This window comes from Streptomyces sedi (genome assembly GCF_006335015.1).
In the GTDB taxonomy this organism is placed as follows: domain Bacteria; phylum Actinomycetota; class Actinomycetes; order Streptomycetales; family Streptomycetaceae; genus Streptomyces; species Streptomyces sedi.
Genome location: NZ_VDGT01000015.1, coordinates 49,146 through 64,367, shown reverse-complemented (window position 1 = coordinate 64,367; position 15,222 = coordinate 49,146). Strand labels below are relative to the sequence as shown.

General features: G+C 73.9%; 14 protein-coding genes. 6 read left to right on the top strand and 8 right to left on the bottom strand.

What is annotated here, in order from left to right; translation table 11 throughout:
* Positions 1-42: 42 nt before the first annotated feature.
* Complete coding sequence (locus tag FH715_RS29340; protein WP_139647013.1) at positions 43-2,016, bottom strand: glycosyltransferase family 4 protein; 1,974 nt, start codon at positions 2,014-2,016, stop codon at positions 43-45.
* Positions 2,017-2,366: 350 nt separating this feature from the next.
* Positions 2,367-3,554: a cytochrome P450 family protein gene (locus FH715_RS19270; RefSeq protein WP_139647012.1), complete on the bottom strand. Its 1,188-nt coding sequence runs from the start codon at positions 3,552-3,554 to the stop codon at positions 2,367-2,369.
* Between the two features lie 320 nt (positions 3,555-3,874).
* On the opposite strand from FH715_RS19270, the gene FH715_RS19265 reads away from it, so the two are divergent.
* The 4 genes from FH715_RS19265 to FH715_RS19250 all read left to right on the top strand — a co-directional run bounded on the left by FH715_RS19265 (position 3,875) and on the right by FH715_RS19250 (position 7,550).
* Entirely contained in the window at positions 3,875-4,684 is an 810-nt protein-coding gene (locus tag FH715_RS19265) for a VOC family protein (RefSeq protein ID WP_139647010.1), read from the top strand.
* Between the two features lie 55 nt (positions 4,685-4,739).
* Positions 4,740-6,128 (top strand): MFS transporter, encoded by a 1,389-nt coding sequence (locus tag FH715_RS19260; protein WP_139647008.1) that lies wholly within the window; start codon positions 4,740-4,742, stop codon positions 6,126-6,128.
* 174 nt (positions 6,129-6,302) lie between these two features.
* Complete coding sequence (locus FH715_RS19255; RefSeq protein ID WP_139647006.1) at positions 6,303-7,157, top strand: fumarylacetoacetate hydrolase family protein; 855 nt, start codon at positions 6,303-6,305, stop codon at positions 7,155-7,157.
* Positions 7,158-7,325: 168 nt separating this feature from the next.
* Entirely contained in the window at positions 7,326-7,550 is a 225-nt protein-coding gene (locus FH715_RS19250; protein ID WP_139647004.1) for a hypothetical protein, read from the top strand.
* A gap of 90 nt (positions 7,551-7,640) precedes the next feature.
* Here the strand turns inward: FH715_RS19250 and FH715_RS19245 are convergent, their stop codons facing one another.
* Both FH715_RS19245 and FH715_RS19240 read right to left on the bottom strand, forming a co-directional pair.
* Entirely contained in the window at positions 7,641-8,786 is a 1,146-nt protein-coding gene (locus tag FH715_RS19245; protein WP_139647002.1) for a MarP family serine protease, read from the bottom strand.
* A gap of 170 nt (positions 8,787-8,956) precedes the next feature.
* The gene (locus tag FH715_RS19240) at positions 8,957-9,376 is read right to left on the bottom strand and encodes a DoxX family protein (RefSeq protein WP_139647000.1); all 420 of its coding nucleotides are present in this window, start codon (positions 9,374-9,376) and stop codon (positions 8,957-8,959) included.
* A gap of 419 nt (positions 9,377-9,795) precedes the next feature.
* On the opposite strand from FH715_RS19240, the gene FH715_RS19235 reads away from it, so the two are divergent.
* Complete coding sequence (locus FH715_RS19235; protein ID WP_425472750.1) at positions 9,796-10,485, top strand: SigB/SigF/SigG family RNA polymerase sigma factor; 690 nt, start codon at positions 9,796-9,798, stop codon at positions 10,483-10,485.
* A 242-nt stretch (positions 10,486-10,727) separates the two neighbouring features.
* Here FH715_RS19235 and FH715_RS19230 read toward each other — a convergent pair whose 3' ends face one another.
* From FH715_RS19230 to FH715_RS19215, 4 genes are all read right to left on the bottom strand, one after another.
* Positions 10,728-11,525, bottom strand: a complete 798-nt coding sequence (locus FH715_RS19230) for an ABC-2 transporter permease (protein WP_246108846.1) — start codon at positions 11,523-11,525, stop codon at positions 10,728-10,730.
* Entirely contained in the window at positions 11,522-12,460 is a 939-nt protein-coding gene (locus FH715_RS19225; RefSeq protein WP_139646995.1) for an ATP-binding cassette domain-containing protein, read from the bottom strand. Before FH715_RS19225 ends, FH715_RS19230 begins: the two co-directional genes overlap by 4 nt.
* A 129-nt stretch (positions 12,461-12,589) precedes the next feature.
* Positions 12,590-13,303, bottom strand: a complete 714-nt coding sequence (locus FH715_RS19220) for a response regulator (RefSeq protein WP_139646993.1) — start codon at positions 13,301-13,303, stop codon at positions 12,590-12,592.
* 134 nt (positions 13,304-13,437) lie between these two features.
* Positions 13,438-14,046 (bottom strand): helix-turn-helix domain-containing protein, encoded by a 609-nt coding sequence (locus FH715_RS19215; RefSeq protein WP_139646991.1) that lies wholly within the window; start codon positions 14,044-14,046, stop codon positions 13,438-13,440.
* Positions 14,047-14,126: 80 nt separating this feature from the next.
* Between FH715_RS19215 and FH715_RS19210 the strand changes: the two genes are divergently transcribed.
* Positions 14,127-15,077 (top strand): alpha/beta hydrolase family protein, encoded by a 951-nt coding sequence (locus FH715_RS19210; RefSeq protein WP_139646989.1) that lies wholly within the window; start codon positions 14,127-14,129, stop codon positions 15,075-15,077.
* Positions 15,078-15,222 lie beyond the last annotated feature (145 nt).

Sequence of the window (15,222 nt, the reverse complement as noted above, 5' to 3'; positions counted from 1 at the left end):
CCCGGTTCCCGGCGCGAGGTCGGCGGCGGGCCGCCGGCGCGGCTACCTCCCGGGGGGAGTCGTCGTCAGGATGAGGGCGTTCTCGCCGGTGTAGCCAAGCCGGAAGGTGCCCTCCGGGCGGTTGACGAGCGAGTAGACGTCGGTCGGTCGACGGTCGACGGTGTCGCCGCCGATCCGGCCCAGCGGCACGAGCGTTCCGTCCGTCGAGCGGATCACCAGGCTCCAGCGGCCGTGCGGCTCCCGCACCGCGTCCGCGTAGGGGATCGTCAGCAGCACCCGTCCGGTGGGCAGCACCCGCAGCGGGATGGCGAAGTCCAGCACATCGGGCTCCTGTTGACGCACCGCGAGGCCCGCCTCGGCGGGCGGTCCGTGCGGCGTGACGGTCACCAGCGCGGCCTCCTCGCCCAGGGTGACGTCGGCGACCTCGGCGTGGGCCGGCCGCTGCCAGGTGCGGACGGTGAGGTTCCCCTCCTTGGTGGTGTAGGGGATCCACGAGGTCACCCCGTGCTCACCGACCGCCGGCGCGGAGCCGACCAGCGGCGCCCCCTCCACCCGGTGCGCGACCAGCCGCCGCGCCTTGGCCGCCGTCGACGCGGTCACATAGGCGTCCCAACGCCCCTCCACCAGCTGGTACTCGGACCTGCTGACACGACCGCGCCCGTCCCGGTCCAACGGCAGCCGCACCTGCCGCCCCTCCGGGTCGTCGCGCAGCCGCAGCACCAGGTCGCCCGGCTCCGCCGGGGTCAGCTCCAGGGAGAGGCCGTCCGGAGCGGCGACGCACCGCGCCGCCGGCCGCGCCGGGGCGTCCGCGCTGGCGGCGACCACCAGCCGTCGGTCCGGCCCGCGCCGGAACCTGGTGCGCAGCCGTCGCAGTCCTCCGCCGCGCGGTCGCGCGGCGAACAGTTCCTCGTACGCCTCGGCGACCACGGCCGGTTCGTAACGGGCGGCGGTGGCCACCGCGTTCTCCGCCATCCGCGCCCGCAGCGCGGGGTCGGCCATCAGCCCGCGCAGCCCCTCGGCCAGCCCCTCGTCGCCCTCGTCCATCGGCACCAACACCCCGTCCTCGCCCGGAGTGATGATCTCGGCCGGCCCGTAGGGGCAGTCGCGCGAGACGACCGGAAGCCCGCAGGCCATCGCCTCGACGATGGTCAGCCCGAACGACTCCCAGCTGGAGGAGACCGCGCCGATCGCGCCCTTCGCCCACTCGGTGTCGATCGGCGCGACGGCCCCCATCAACCGCACCCGCCCGCCGAGGTGCAGCCGTTCCACCTGCTCCAGCAGCGGTTCCCGCAGCGGACCCCGTCCGTAGATCCGCAACTCCCAGTCGGGGAAGTCCTCGCGCAGCCTGGCGAAGGCGTCGATCAGCACGTCGTAGCGCTTCTGGGCGACGAGCCGGCCCGCCGTCACCACCAGCTTGTGCTCGCCGGTGGACCGGGAGACGGCGGCGGCCGGCGAGGAGTTGGGAATGTGCCGGATCCGCGCGGCGGCCTCCGGCAGCGCCGCACGGTAGGCGGCGGCGTCGGTGCTGGAGACGGGGGCGAACGCGTCGAGCTGGGCGACGGCCGCCAGTTGCAGCTCCCGGTGCCCGGCCTCCTCGCGGACCGCGAGGGTGGAGTGCTCCTGCCCGATCCGCAGATAGCGTCCGCGCACGCCGTAACGGGCGAGGTAGACGTTGAGGACGGGCCGGGTGCTGATCACCACGTCGGCGTCCGTGTGCGTCAGATAGTCGGACATTCGTCGGTCGGTGAGCGCCGAGACCCCGCCTACCGAGGCCGGAAAGAGCTGGCTGGGCTGCCCTGCCTCCGGCAGCGCGAGGTCCTTCGACCCCTCGCGCTGGTCGATCAGCCCAAGCAGTCGCACCCTCGGGTCGAAGTCGAGACCCGGGGTGTCGCGGTGGCAGTAGAGGCTGGCCACGGTGACCTCGTGGCGCTCGACGAGCGCGGCGGAGAGGTTGGCCGCCGAGCGGATGGTGCCCCCGATGCCATAGGCGTTGTGGAGCAGAAAGGTGATCTTCACGGTGGTCCGCCTGAGTTCCGGTGAGACGCCGCCGCCGCGAGCGGGCGCGCGCGGCCCAGGGACGATGAGTCGCCCGACGAGAGTGCCGAACGCGGCAGATGGTGACACAGGGAAACCGCGCGCCGGCGGTCTCGCGCCCGTCAGCGCGCCGCCGCCCCGCGCGGCGCGGGACCGCCGAACCCGTCGGCACACCGCGCGTTGGCGAGGTGCGCCGGCCCGGCGGGCAGGGCGACCGCCACCGCCGGTTTCATCCTTACCGGTGACCCCGCGCGCACGCGCCTCGCCACCGGCGACCCCACGACCGGCGCCCCGCCCGCCCCGCCCGCCCCACTCGCCGGGGCGCCGCCGGCTCAGCCGCCGGGCGCGAGCGGCAGGCGGGTCAGGGAGTGGGAGCGGTAGTTGGTCGCCCAGGCGGGATCGGTGAACCCGTGCGGACGCAGCCTGGGCAGCAGCGCGGTGAGCGCGGCAGTCAGCTCCAACCGCGCCAGCGGCGCGCCCAGGCAGTAGTGAACGCCCTGCCCCAGCGCCAGATGCGCGGTCGGATCGGCCCTGCGGATGTCGAGACGGTCCGGGTCCTGGTGGCGGCGTGGGTCGCGGTTGGCGCTGGCCAGCCCGAGCAGCACCGTGTCGCCCCTCGGCACGGTCACCCCGCCGACCTCGACGGGCTCGGTCGCGAAGCGGCGCAGCGCCGTCAGGTTGGGGTGGGCGAAGCGGAGGAACTCCTCCACGGCCCCCGGCAGCAGCGCCGGGTCCGCGCGGAGCGCGGCCAGCTGCTCAGGCTCCCGGCTCAACGCCAACAGCCCTGCGCTCAGGGTGTGTTGCACGTTCTCGATGCCGGCGCCCAGCAGCAGGAACGCGAGGGAGACCAGCTCGTCCTCGCTGAGCCGGTCGTCGTCGTCCCTCGCGGCGATCAGCGTGGAGAGCAGGTCGTCGCGCGGCGCGGACCTGCGCTCGGCGACCAGCTCCAGCAGAAAGCGGTGCACGCCGCCCAACGCCTCGGCGGCGGCTGCCGCGTCGGGCGGCGCCAGCAGGGTCGCGAGCCGGCCGGCGAACGGGCGCCGGTCCGCCTCCGCCACCCCGATCAGGTCGCACATCACGGTCAGCGGCAGCGGCGTCGTGAACTCGGCGACCGCGTCCTCGCGCAGCCCGTCGGCCAGCACGCCGGCCGCCGCCTCGACGGACTCGCGCAGCGCGACGACCCGACGCGGCGTGAAGCCGTGCGAGACCAGTCGGCGCAGCCGGAGATGGTCGGCGCCGTCCATGTTCAGCAGGTTGGCGTCGAGCGCGGGCGGCAACGAGAAGCCGGCCCAGTGGGTACGGGCGTGGCGTTTGCTGGCCGAGAGCCTGGGGTCGGCGAGCAGGGACCTGACGTCGGCGTCGCGGGTGACCAGCCAGACGGGCGAGCCGTCGGGGAGCGCCACGTGGTGGAGCGGTGCCGCCTCCCGCAACTCGGCGAGCACGGCGTGCGGTCGGGCGGTGAAGGCCGAGGTGAACGGCTGCGGCAGCGTCGGCGCCCCGGTCGGGGTGTGGGTGCTCATCCGGCCCATTGTCCCGCTTGCCGCTCGCGGGCGGGCCGGGGTGCGCGTGCGGGATGCCCGGGTCCCGTCGTGCGCGTGCGCGGTACCCGGTCCCGTCGTGCGCGCTGCCCGGTCGCCGGCGCATCCGGGGCGCGCGCCGCCGGGAACCCACGGACGGGGCGCGCGCCCCCGGGCCTCACGGACGGGGGCGCGCGCCGGGCTCAGAGCCGCCCGAGCTGCGGACCGGGGCACCCGTGGCTAGCGTGGGAAGGGGCGCGCGCCGTTGCCACGAGCCCGCCGCGAGCCCCGCCGCGAGCCCGTCCTTCAGGAGGTCACCCCCCATGGCCGCTCGACCCGAGAGCTTTCCGGAGGGCGTGCCCTGCTGGGCCGACGTCACCCTCCCCGACCTCGCCGCGGGCAAGGCGTTCTACGGCGAACTCTTCGGATGGACCTTCGACGAGGGCGCGGCCGAGTACGGGCACTACACGCAGGCGTTCGCCGACGGCGCGCCGGTGGCCGGGCTCGCCCCCGAGGTGCCGGGCCAGGAGGTGCCGCCGACCTGGGTGCTCTACTTCGCCTCGCCCGACCTGGAGACGACGGCCGCCCGGATCAGGGAACGCGGCGGCCAGATGCTGGCGGAGCCCATGGACATCGGCGACCTCGGCGCCATGCTGCTCGGCTGGGACCCGGCCGGGGTGCTCTTCGGCGTCTGGCGGCCGGGCCGGCACCGGGGGTTCGGCGCGGTCGACGAGCCGGGCGCCTTCGTCTGGTGCGAGGTCGTCACCGGTGACCCGGCGGCGACCGACGCGTTCTTCCCGGGCGTCTTCCCGTTGACCGGCCGGCGGATGGAGAACGAACCGGGCGAGGAGATGGACTACGTGGTGTGGAGCGCCGGCGACCAGATGGTCGGCGGGCGCCACGCGCCGGCGGACGGCGGGGCCTCGGCCCCGCACCGGATCGAGGTCTACTACGCGGTCCCCGACTGCGACGCGGCCGTGGAGACCGTCCGGCGGCTCGGCGGCACGGTGCACAGCGGCCCGGCGGACAGCCCGTTCGGGCGGATGGCCGCGATCAGCGACCCGCAGGGCGCCTCGCTCTCGCTCATCGACGTCTCCACCACCAGGGGCGAGCCCCCGCGCATGGAGCCCTGACCCCTCCACGCGTTAACGCGTGGAGGCGGCGTGTCGCCGTCGCTAGGCTGCCCCGATGCGATATCGGGGGCGGCGGGGCCGAGGCGTGTCGACGGGGCGGAGAGCCCGACGTCCCGGGCTCGGACGGCCGTTCCACACCCTGTGGGCCGCCACGGCGATCACCAACATCGGCGACGGCGTGGTGCTCGCCGCGGCCCCTCTGCTGGTCGCCTCGATCACCGACAACCCCGCCCTCGTCGGCTGGTCCGTCTTCGTGCAGCAGCTTCCCTGGCTGCTGTTCTCGCTGCTCAGCGGCGTCTATGTGGACCGGCTCGACCGGCGGCGGCTGATCGTGGCGATCCATCTGACGCGCGCCACGCTGCTCGGCGTCCTCGCGGTCGCCGTCTGGGGCGACGCGGCCGGCATCCCGTTGATCTACACCGTCGCCTTCCTGCTCGGCACCTGCGAGACGCTCGGCGACAACGCCTCGGCCTCGCTGCTGCCCGCCACCGTGCGCGGCGAGGACCTGCCGCGGGCCAACGCCAGGTTCGAGGTGCTGTTCTCGGTGGTCAACCAGTTCGCCGCGCCCCCGCTGGGCGCGGCGCTCTTCGCGGTGACCGCGGCGGCACCGTTCGGGATGAACGCCGTCACCTTCGTGGTGGCCGCCCTGCTGATCTCGACGTTGCGCCGTTCCCTGTCCACTCCGGTGCGCACTCCGGCGCGCGCGCCGGAGAAGGCGCCGGCGCCCGGTGGTGGGCAACGCGCCGTGCTGGCGGAAATGGCCGAGGGGGTGCGCTGGCTCTGGGGCCAGCCGCTGATCCGGCTGATCGCCCTCGTGCTGACGATGATGAACATCACGCTCACGGCCGGCCTCTCGGTCCTCGTGCTCTACGCCACGGAACGGCTCGGCCTCAGCGAGATCGGCTACGGGCTGCTCTTCTCGGCCACCGCGGCCGGCGGGCTGGTCGGCGCGCTCCTCGCCGCGCGGCTCTACGAGCGGTTCGGCCCTCCGGTGCTGCTGAGGAGCGCGCTGGTGCTGGAGACCGCGACCCATCTGGGGCTGGCGCTGGCCGGCACGGTCTGGGTCGCCGGCCCCGTTCTCCTGCTCTTCGGCGCGCACGACGCGGTCTTCCGGGTGACGGTCCGCACGTTGCGGCAGCGCGCGGTGCCGGACGCGTTGCGGGGGCGGGCCGAGAGCGTCTTCATGACGTTCGCCAGGGGCAGCGCGGCGCTGGGCGCGCTGATCGGCGGGCCGATCGTCGCCGTGTTCGGGCTGACAGCTCCGTTCTGGATCGCGCTGGTCGTGATGACGACCGTGACCGTGATCGCCTGGCGGCCGTTCGGCGCGCACCGGGACGAGGCGGCGCGTGGCGGCTCGGGCGGCGGCCCGGTCGCGGGTCAGACTGGGCGCGGCGAGGAGGGGGAACGGCCGCCGCGCGAGGTGGCGGAACCGGACCCGCGCTGAGCGCGCGGGAGTTGCCCACAGGCTGTGGATGGCGGGCGCGTTCCGAGAATCACGTGCGGGACCGGTTGAGCGCGGGCCCGCGCTGGGGAAGAGTTCCCCTCTGGATCACCTGTCCGGACGGCACCTCAGGGCGCCCGGGCACCGCCAGGCACTACAGCAGGGAGTCAGCTGATCATGCGTCTGATGCGCGTCGGCCAAGCGGGACACGAACGGCCGGTGCTGGTCGCGCCGGACGGGGACGGCCACTACGACCTGCGACCGGTCACCGACGACATCGACGGCACGTTCCTCGCCGCGCTCGCCGAGAACCCGGAGCTGCTGCCCGAGCCGTCACTGCTGCCCCGCACCGACATCGCGGGCGAGCGGGTGGGCGCCCCGGTGGCGAGGCCGTCAGCGGTGCTGTGCATCGGGCAGAACTACGCGGCCCACGCGGCCGAGTCGGGCGCCGAGCCGCCGCGGCAGCCGATCCTCTTCTACAAGTCCCCCAACACCGTGGTCGGCCCTCACGACGACGTGCTGATCCCGCGCGGCGCGCTGCGCACCGACTGGGAGGTGGAGCTGGCGGTGGTGATCGGCCGCCGCGCGCGCTACCTGGAGTCGGCGGAGGAGGCGTTGACGCATGTCGCCGGCTACACGATCAGCGACGACGTCTCCGAACGCGCCTACCAGCTGGAGGAGTCCGGCGGGCAGTGGTCCAAGGGCAAGAGCTGCGAGACGTTCAACCCGCTCGGCCCGGTGCTGGTCACCGCCGACGAGGTGGCCGACCCGCAGCGGCTGCGGCTGCGTTCCTGGGTCAACGGTGAGCCGCGTCAGGACTCCACCACCGCCGACATGATCTTCTCGGTCGGCGAGCTGCTGCGGCATCTCTCCCAGTACCTGGTCCTGGAGCCGGGCGACATCGTCAACACCGGGACGCCCGAGGGCGTCGCGCTCTCCGGCAGGTTCCCCTATCTGGGGCCGGACGACGTGGTGGAGCTGGAGATCGAGGGGCTGGGGCGGCAGCGCTCGGTGTGCCGGCCGGCGCCCTGACGCGGGCGCGCGCGCCGGGGGGTGCGACGGGCGTTCCCGACCTCACTCTTTCGAGGGAGTCTGGGGTGGGCCTGACCCGGTGTGGCAGCGGAAAACCGCCGGTGGGAGCGGGTGTGGCGCGGTTGCGCGCCGTGTCGCACCCGGTGCCGCCTGGTTAGGTTGGCGCTTATGGCTGAGACCCCTTCGACGCACCATGTGATCCGCGTTCGCTTCGACGGTGGGCCCCGCCACGGCCGGACGGTCGACCTGCTGATCACCGGACAGCTGCCGCTGATGCTGACCGCGGGCAGCGGGCAGGGGGGTGACGCGGACTCCGGGCTCTACCAGCTGCGTTCCACGGAGGGCGGCGGCACCCGGTACGACTGGATCGACGACCTCCCCGCCAGGAGCTGACGACCGCCCACGGCGCCGGGCCAGCGGGCACGGCCGTCCACGGGCTGTGGACGGGCGGCCCCCGCCGCGAACGGACCGGAACGGGCGGGGTCAGCCGGCCTGTTCGAGGTGGGGGCGTATCTGGTCGGCGGTGAGCACGTACCCCGTCTCCGCGTGCGTGACCGAGCGGGCGAAGACCATCCCGTAGACCTGGCCCTCCGTGGTGAGCAGCGGCCCGCCGGAGTTCCCCGGGCGGACCAGCCCGCGGACGGCGTAGATGTCGCGGGTGACCACGTTCTGTCCGTGGATGTCCTGCCCCTGGGCGTTGGTGCGGCTGGCCACCGTCGCCGCCCGCAGGTCGAGGCCGCCGTTCTCCGGGTAGCCGGCGACCACGGCCGGGTCGCCCCGGCTGGCGTCGTCGGCCAGCTCAAGCACCGGCGCCTGGAGCCCGGGGACAGCGAGGACTGCGACATCGATGTTCGGGTCGAGCAGCAGCACCTCGGCCTCCAGCCGCTGGCCCACGCCCCCGACCTGGGCGACGACGACGCTGGCGCCGTCCACCACATGGGCGTTGGTGACCACGCGCTCCGGCGCGTAGACGAAGCCGCTGCCCTCCTGGCCGCTGGAGAAGCCCGAGCTGGCGTTGATCTTGACCGTGGACTGCTCGGCGGCCACGGCGGCGGCCTGGGTGACGTTGTCCCCCGAGGGGGGCGGCACGTCGACGGTCGGGTCGTTCTCGAAGGGGTTGAACACCTGGGGGAAGCCGGCGTCGCTCAGCGCGTGCGTCGCGCGGCTGAACCACGTGGGGGCCTGCTCGGGCATCCGGTCCTGGACAGCGCCGAGCAGCGCCGAGCCCTGGACCTCGCGGTTGAGGCCGGGGGACGGCGTGGGCACCAGCGCGCTGGCCGCGATCCAGGCGACCAGCAGCACGCCCACCGCGTTGAACACCGCGCCGCCGGCGCCGTCCAGCCAGCGGCCGGGGGCCCAGCTGACCGCGTCCCGCAGGCGCAGGGCCAACGGCCAGGCGAGCGCCTGCCCGACCGCCGCCGGGACGAGCACCACCAGCAGCGCGACCACAGTGGCGGCGACGGACCCCGGAGTCAGGTCGTCGACGAAGAACGGCAGCAGCCACACGCCGAGTGAGGCGCCGCCGACGAAGCCGGCGAGGGAGACGACGCCGGCGATCAGCCCGCGCTGGAAGCCGGAGACGGCCGCCACGACCGCGGCGAGCAGCAGCAACACATCGAGCAGGTTCACCCGGCAGCCCCCTTCGCCCCGTTCGTCGGTTATGGAACGGCCGCGCCCGGTCGGGGGTTCCCGGGGGCGCCTGGCGACCGCGAGGGTCCCCGGATGTCGTTACCAAGTGGGCGACGATCGTAGTCGATCGAGGTCCGGGCGCGTCGGGTCCCGCCGGGGGACGGTTCCGCTCAGCCGAGGTCGAAGAGCGGGCCGGAAGCGGTCAGCCCCAGGTCGTCGCCGGCGTGGGCGAAGAGCGCGAAGAGCATCAACGCGGCACCGGCCAGCGCGACGTCCTTCAGGAAGTGGAGCTGGTCACCCTGTCGGGCCTCCTCGTCCTCCCGCTTCCAGAACGGGTGCATCAGCACCGCGGTCGGCAGCAGGAAGACCGCCAGCAGCAGCGCCCCCACGTCCGGCCACAGCCCGAGCAGCACCAGCGCCCCGCCGAGCAGCTGGAGCAGGCCGGAGCCGAAGACCGCGAGCCAGGGGAACGGGATTCCCTGCGAGCCGGCGTACCCGGCCATCGGCGTGGTCTTGGTCAGGTGACCGATCGCCGAGTGAAAGAACAGCAGCACGAACAGAACACGGCCGATCAGCAGCACGACATCCACGAGCGCCTCCTTGTGAACCTGACGCCACCGTCGAACGCGCGCGATCACCGAGCAACCCGTGGCGGTCGCGCTTCCTCCTCCTCTCGCTCCGATCGACGCCCCGCGCGGTCGTTTACCGCCCGGTGGGGCGGGAAGGGGCCAGGACGTGCTCCGGACAAAAGGCCCCTTTCCCGCAGTAGTTGGGAAGCAACCGAAGGTCAGGAGAGCCGATCATGACGACCACGAGGACCCCGCACGCCCCCGCCCGACGCACCGGACCCCGACCCGCCAACCGCGTGAACGAGCCGCGCCCCGGCGCCCCACCGGCTCCGCGTCGACGCTCCGCCTCCACCCATGAAGACGCTCCGGACACCCGGCGAGAGTTCGAACGGATCGCTGAATTGCCGGAAGGTGAGGAACGTGACCGACTCCGTCGTGAAGTGACCGCCGCATGGCTGCCGATGGCCGAACGCCTGGCGCGCGGCTATCGGGGGCGCGGCGAGAGCGCCGAGGATCTGACGCAGGTCGCCGCCCTCGGCCTGGTCAAGGCGGTGCGCGGCTACGACCCGGAGCGCGGCCACGCGTTCGAAAGCTACGCCGTTCCCACCGTCGTCGGTGAGATCAGGCGGCACTTCCGAGACCACCTCTGGGGCGTGCACGTGCCGCGCCGCACCCAGGAGCTGCGCAACCGGGTGCGCGGCGCCAGGGCCGAGCTGGACGGGCACGTGGACGACCGGCCGGCCGACGAGGGGGAGCTGGCCGAGGCCAGCGGGCTGAGCCGCCGGGAGGTGCGTCAGGGACTGGCCGCTCTCGACAGTTTCCGACCGCTCTCGCTCGACGCGGAGCTGGGACAGACCGGGGACGGTCACACCCTGGGCGACACCTTCGGCTCGAACGACCCCGGCTACGACCGGACGCTGACCAGGGAGGCGGTCCGCCCCACGCTGCGTCGGCTCCCCGAGCGCGATCAGCGGGTGCTCTATCTGCGGTACTTCCAGGAGATGACCCAGTCGGGGATCGCCGAGCGGCTCGGCGTCTCGCAGATGCAGGTCTCGCGGCTGCTCAGCCGCATCGAGCGCGACCTGCGCGAGGAGCTGGCACCCGTGGCGGCCGACGCGGGTGACCGTTGACGGGCGGCCGACACGTTGACCGTTGACGGGCGGCTGGCCGGCGGCCGTTGGCGCCTGAACGACGGCCGTCGACCGCTGAACGACGGCCCGCGAGACGCGCGACACACGCCGTGGGGAGAATGGTGAGAAAGGGCCGTGGGACACGCGCCGCGCAAGGCACCAGGCACAAGAGGCGTTCCAACGGCGCGCGTTCACGAACCACTCCGGCGCGCACATCCCACACGCGCGCCGGAGTGCACGCCTCAGACGTCCCGCCGTTGGAAGAGCGCCGCGGCCCCCAGCAGGGCGAGCCCCGTGTAGCCGGCGACCAGCAGCAGCGAGGGCCAACCGCCCAACGAGCCGAGGGCCTCGGGCGCGGCGTCCGAGGACTGCGTCAGCTTCTGAAGCGCGGCGGTCGGCGAGACGCCGGCCACCCAGCGCTCCGCCGGGCCGAAGAGCGGCCCCAGCATCTCCGGCAGCAGCAGCACCGCGAGCACCGAGGTGATCGCCCCCGCGCCGTGCCGGATCGCGGTGCCGAGCGCCAGCCCGAAGAGCCCGGCGACCGGGAAGGTGGCCGCCACTCCGAGGAGCGCCGGCAGCGGATCGCCCTGCGCGTAGCCGTCGTCCAGCAGCGCGTCGCCCACCAGGTAGGCGGCGGCACACGAAGGCAGCGCCAACGCGTAGAGCAGCCCCGCCAGCAGCGTCGCCTTCGCCGCCAGCACGGTCCCCCGTCGCGGGGTGGCGGCCACCGTCGCCCGCATCGTTCCGCTGCCGTACTCGCCGCAGACCACCAGCGCGCCCAGCACGGCTGCCAGCATCAGCGCCGGCACGGCGAGGGTGAGGCTGCCGCCGAGCACGGTGTCGTCCGGTCGCAGACTCTCCGTCGCCGCCACGAACGCGGCGCCCGGCGCCGGCAGCAGCGTCGCCACCGCCGCCACCCACAGCGTGGAACGCAGGCTGCGGAACTTGACCCACTCGGCGGCCAGCGCCTGCCGGAAGCCGGTCCGCCCCTCGGGCACCGCGCGTTCGCGCCGGCGCGTGGTCATGGTCTCGGCGCTCATCGGGCCGCCTCCCGCTCTCGCCGTTCCCCGCCCGCGCCCCGGAACTCCGTGGCCGAGGCGACCATCTCCGTGTAGACCTCCTCCAGGGAGGAGCGCAGCGGCGTGAGCTCGCTCAACGCCAGTCGGTGGTCGCGCGCCAGGCCGCCGATGGCCTCGGCCGACGGCCCTTCGGCCAGCCAGCCGCCCCGCGCGTCGGCGCTGACCCGCGCACCCGCCTCCTCCAGCACGGCGCGCAGCCGCTCGGCCTCGGGGGAACGGACCAGGGTGCCGGAGCGGGAGTGCCGGTCGATGAACTCGCGCATGGGGGTGTCGGCCAGCAGCCGGCCCCGACCGATGATGACCAGGTGCTCGGCCGTCAGCTCCAGCTCGCTCATCAGATGGCTGGAGAGAAAGACCGTGCGCCCCTCGGCGGCCAGTCCCCGCATCAGTTCCCTGATCCAACGAATGCCCTCGGTGTCCAGCCCGTTGACCGGCTCGTCCAGCATCAGTACCTCGGGGTCGCCCAACAGGGCCGACGCGATGCCCAGACGTTGCCCCATGCCCAGCGAGAAGCCCCTGGTGCGCTTGGCCGCGGTGGCCGGGTCCAGGCCGACCAGTTCCAGCACCTCGTCGACGCGCCGGCGCGGCAGCCCGTTGGCCGCCGCGAGCGCGACGAGATGCGCCCGCGCGGAACGGCCGCCGTGCACGCCCTTCGCGTCCAACAACGAGCCGACGGCGCACAACGGGGCGCGCAGATCCCCGTAGAGGCGCCCTCCGATCCACGCCGCGCCCTCGCTGGGGGCGTCGAGGCCGAGGATCAGTCGCATGGTGGTGGACTTGCCCGCGCCGTTGGGCCCGAGGAACCCGGTGACGCGGCCCGGACGTACCGCGAACGACAGCGCGTCGACGGCGGTCCGGTCGCCGTAGCGCTTGGTGAGTGCGTGTACTTCGATCACGCGGCCGACGCTAGGGCGGCGTCGCCGGCCCGCCATCCGACGACGGGAGTCGGCCGCTACGACAGCGGGAGTAGTGCCGAGAGACGGGCGGGGACACCCGTCGTTCGCCTACTCGGCCGAACCCGCCGCCTACTCGACCGAACCTGCTCGGACCAGGCCCGTCTCGTAGGCGATAACGACCAGTTGGGCACGGTCGCGCGCGTTCAGCTTGGTCATCGCCCGGCTGACGTGAGTCTTGGCCGTCAACGGGGACATCGCCAGCCGGCCACCGATCTCGTCGTTGCTCAACCCGGCCGCCACCAGCGCCATCACCTCGCGCTCCCGCGCGGTCAGCCCCGCGAGCCGGCGCGCGCCGTCCGCCAGCGGCGCGCGGAGGCGCGCGAACTCCTCGATCACGCGCCGGGTCACGGCCGGCGCCAGCAGGCTCCGGCCGGCGGCCACCGTGCGGATCGCCTCGCGCAGCTCCTCCGGCTCGACGTCCTTGAGCAGAAACCCGCCGGCACCGGCGCGCAGCGCCTCGAAAACGTACTCGTCGGCCTCGTAGGTGGTCAGTACCAGCACCCGGGTCAGGGCCAGTTCGGGGTCCTCGGCGATCCTTCGGGTGGCCTCCAGGCCGTCCACACCGGGCATCCTGATGTCCATCAACACCACATCGGGCCGCGTCAGCCGCGCCGCCCGCACCGCGGCCTCCCCGTCGCCCGCCTCGGCGACCACCACGAGATCGTCGCTCAGGTCGAGCAACGCCCGAAACCCGGCCCGCACCACGGTCTGGTCGTCGGCGAGCACCACCCGCACCCGCCGTGACGCGTGCGGCGGATCGTGCGGGGAACGCGGAGTGGCCATGGGCATCAGCGTAGGCGCGGACGGGAGGGTTCGTGCCCCGGCCGTCCGACTCGGGGGAGGCGGTGCGCGGCGCGGACACCGCCTCGGCGCGCGCCGTCGAGTGGCTGTCCCTCACCCCCGGGCACCGCGCACCCTCACCCCCCGGCCGCGCCCCCCTCCCCCGTCGCCTCGTCCGACCCCGTCGCCTCGTCCGACCCCGTCGCCTTGTCCGACACCGCCGCCTTGTCCGGCACCAGGGCGAAGCTGATGATGTGGCGGACGCGGCCGTCACCCGGGCTGTGTCCCGTGCGGCGGGCGACCAACGCCTCCAACTCCTCGACCAGCGCGGTGAACTCCTCGGGCGTCGCCCACACCGCCCCCTGCCGGTAGGCGACGCCGTCGCGCGGCGGGTCCGCGTCGTCGCGGGACAGATAGCGGTCGAGGTCGGACATCATCGCGCCGGTGAAGACGGTGAAGGCCTGCCGGTGGTCCTCCCTGGTCATGCCGGCGCGTGCCTCCTCGTCGACGAGGGCCTCGTCCTGCCGGACCCGGTAGCTGCGTTCGACGGTGCCGCGGACCGGTCTCTCCTGCACCACCTCCAGGATGCCGGCGCGAGTGAGGGTCGCGACGTGCCGGTACATGCTCGCCGTCGAGACGTCCGGAAGGCGCTCGCGGAGCTGGGCGGTGGTCAGTTCGCCGGCGCCCACCAGCGTCTGGAGGATGCGCATCCGAACCGGGTGAAGGAGGAGATTCGCGGTTGCCATGACGCTATGATCTCACATCTGATAACGTTCTCGTAGTTGAGAACGAACGCCGGACGCATCAGAACGAAAGAGGCGGAGCCTTGCCCGACATCGACATGACGGTCACCGCGGACGACGGGACCTCGCTGGCCGGGACGTTGACGCTGCCCGCCACGCCCGGCCCGCACCCGGCCGTCCTGCTGCTGCACGGTTCGGGCCCGCTGGACCGCGACGGCAACGCCCCGAAGCTGGCGATAAACCTGGCGCGACCGGTGGCCGAGGCCCTCGCCGCACGGGGAATCGCCACCCTGCGCTACGACCGCCGCGGCAACGGCGCCACCCCCGGCGACTGGCGCACCGCCGGCTTCCACGACAACCGCCGGGACGCCGCCGCGGCCGTGCGCGCCCTCGCCGACCGCGCCGACATCCGCGCGCACGCGGTCGCCGTCCTCGGCCACAGTGAGGGCGCGCTGCACGCCATGGCCCTGGGGGGCCAACCCGACGTCAGGGCCGTCGTGCTGCTGGCCGGCTTCGCCAACCTGGGTGAGGACGCGTTCCGTTGGCAGGGCAGCTCGATCATCCGGAACGCCCCCGCCCCCGCCCGACTGCTGCGCCGGCCGCTCGCGGCGCTCGGCAACCGCGTCCTCACCCGGGTGAAGAACACCCGCACGGACGTGGCGCGCGTGGCCGTCGCCAAGGTCAACGCGCGCTGGATACGGGAGTTGCTCGCCCACGACAGCCGGCACGACCTCGCCGCCCTCGGCGACCGTGAAGTTCCCGTCCTCGCCGTCACCGGCGACAAGGACCTTCAGGTCGACCCGGACGACCTGAAGGAGATCGCCCGGCTGGTCCCCGGCGCCGAGACCCACCGCGTCCCCGACCTCACCCATGTGCTGAGGCGCGACTCCGGCCGCGCCACCATGGGCTCCTACCGCCGGCTGCTGCGCCGACCGGTCGACCCCGAACTGCTCGACCTGGTCGCCGACTGGCTCGCCCGCACCCTGGACGCCACCTCCGACGAGTCGCCCGTCGAGGAGCGCCCCTCCCGCTGACACCCCCGCCGATCCGGCGAATCCGCGCAACAACGGTCAGCTCACGCACCGAGGACGACACGAACGCCGCTCCTCCAGCCAAGAACTGACCCGCCACCGCCACCGGTGACCACTCCCGGCCTTCCACCAACTCACCACAGAGGAC